2 protein-coding genes are annotated in these 2,230 nt (G+C 63.8%); one reads left to right on the forward strand and one right to left on the reverse strand.

From position 1 onward, the window contains the following. Nucleotides 1–123: 123 nt before the first annotated feature. Nucleotides 124–1,350 carry a DUF2599 domain-containing protein gene (locus tag F6S12_RS31250; protein ID WP_053150880.1) on the reverse strand — a complete coding sequence of 409 codons (1,227 nt, stop codon included), beginning with the start codon at nt 1,348–1,350 and terminating at the stop codon, nt 124–126. Between the two features lie 207 nt (nt 1,351–1,557). Between F6S12_RS31250 and F6S12_RS31255 the strand changes: the two genes are divergently transcribed. Beyond that, nucleotides 1,558–2,230: hypothetical protein (locus F6S12_RS31255; RefSeq protein ID WP_315869808.1), on the forward strand; the 673-nt coding region annotated here is incomplete at its 3' end.

The following is a 2,230-nucleotide window of genomic DNA, read 5'->3' on the forward strand; positions in this document are numbered from 1 at the left end:
CGGGCTTGCCGACGGGGGCGGTCTTGCGGGCCTCTTCGCTGGCAAGCCAGCTCCTACGGTGGCCGGTGATAGTGCGGGGAGCCCGTAGGAGCCGGCTTGCCGGCGAAGGCGGTCTGGCGGGCCTCAGGTGTTGTTGCAGCCCTTGGCGATGGAGTCTTCGTTGGAGGTGTAGGGCCGTGAAGGCTCCAGGTTCCACTCCGGCTTGTTGCGCGCAATATTGAAGTGGCAGACCAGTTGCCGGCGCATGCTGCCCACGCTGCTGTCGCGGTTGTCCGGGTTGTTCTTCCACTGGGCGTCCAGGTAGTGGTCGCTGGCCAGTTCGTTGAAGAAGTTGTTGGTCTGGTTGTCCTTGACGTTGCGCCCGCAATCGGTGGGCGTGACTTCCAGGGTCATGACTTTCTTGCCGAAGCCCGGGTCATCACGTTCGATCCACACCGCACTCTGCACATAGCGATCGCAGCTGTTCTTCTCGGTGATCGGGTAGATCACCTGCTTCTTGTTGTCGTAGACGAAACTCGCGTCCTGCGCCGGCGTCTGCGGCAGCTTCATGTTGATCACCGGCAGATACTGCTGCACGGCCTTGTACCACTGGATCTGGTTCAGCCGCGCACCTTCCAGGCCGCCATCCTCGGTGTAGAACAGGGCCAGGATCGAGGGCGATTGCGGCGGTTTTTCCTCCCACTTGGCCAGGCGCAGCTCATTCTGAGTGCCGAAGGATTCTGCGGCGATCTGCGCCATGGAACGGATGCTCTGGTAGAACGCCGGGCCGGCGGCGCTGTTGCGTTCGTCACGTACATCGAAGGAACACTGGCGCGAGTGGTCGCCACGGTTCTGTCGGTAGTTGGCGCCCCATTGCTCGGCGGTGGTCACACCAATTTCGTGGCAGTACTTCTCGACATTGCCCGGGGTGCGCCGCGAGTCGGTGCAGCCCTGCTGCCCGCGGTCGTCGGTGGCAGCGTCGATGGGGAAGGAACAGAGCACCGCATAGTCCTGGTGATCCTTGGGGTTGCCGAAGATGGTGTCGAAGATGAAGCCGCTCTGCAGTCCGTAGGCCAGCTTGCGGAACTTCGAATCCTTGCGCAGGTAGGACGCCGATACGCCGCCGCTGGCCTGGCTTTTAGGGCTGATGCTGTAGAACTGGTAGTCGGTGGACGGCCAGGTGGCGCGAAACAGCACCCCGGAACACAGGAATGCCGGTTTCGACGGGCCGCCGCAATCCTGGCGGGTGTCGTTGTACAACTGGTTGAGGCGGGCCACCGTGTCGCTGCCCTGGTCGGCCTGCACCGTGGGCAACAGGCACAGGCCGGCGAGGCCGATGGCAACGGCAATGGAGGTTCTGCGTGCTTTCATGGGGTGACTTCCGTGTGGTGTGTAAACCCTGGCCAGCCAAGTCGTGGTCCGGCAATAAGCAGAAGATAGAAGTGCTGGTTGGCCCTGATGGACTTTTCCCGGCCTGTGTCCCCGATCCCCACCACCGGCAGCAGGCGCACGGCGATGGCTTGAATAAAACGCCGCATTGCGCCACTGTCTCGGCACTTTTTCCGGCGGAGACCGAACATGCTGTTGATCTTGCCCGCAGTGGTGGCCCTGGCCCTGATCCTGGTGTTCTGGCGCCGTCAGAAAGCCCTCACGGCCTTGCGTCGGGAAGCCCACATCCGCAATTTCACCCTGCCGCCGCGCTTGTTCGAGCCCCTGCGCACCCAGCACCCGCACCTGAACCTCAAGGACTGCCAGCTGGTGGCCCAGGGCTTGCGCCAGTTCTTTCTCGCCTACCTCAAGAGCGGCCAGCGCTACGTGTCGATGCCGTCCCAGGTGGTGGACGACCTGTGGCACGAATTCATCTTGCATACCCGGGACTACCAGCAGTTCTGCAACCAGGCCTTCGGCCAGTTCCTCCACCACACCCCGGCGGCGGTGCTCGGCCAGAACGCCGCGCAACAAAGCGACAACGGCCTGCGCCGGGTCTGGCGCCAGGCCTGCCTGGAAGAGAACATCAACCCGGCCCAGCCCAGCCGCCTGCCACTGCTGTTCGCCCTAGACGCCAAGCTGAAGATCGCCGGGGGCTTTCACTACGTCGCCGACTGCCAGTCCCTGCGCCGCCTGACCGACAACGGCGGCAGCGCCACCCTGGTGCACTGCGGCAGCGAGCTGCACAGCAGCTCCCTGGACAGCGACTCTTCCGGCAGCAGCAGCGACAGCGACAGCTCGCGTTTCGGCGGTGATGGCGACA

Origin of the sequence: Pseudomonas sp. JV245A, assembly GCF_032424515.1 — a bacterium.
GTDB classification, from domain to species: domain Bacteria; phylum Pseudomonadota; class Gammaproteobacteria; order Pseudomonadales; family Pseudomonadaceae; genus Aquipseudomonas; species Aquipseudomonas protegens.

Coding starts and splice junctions, on each gene's coding strand:
- F6S12_RS31250 (WP_053150880.1), bottom strand. CDS start 1,350: ATGAAAGCACGCAGAACCTCCATTGCCGTTGCCATCGGCCTCGCCGGC.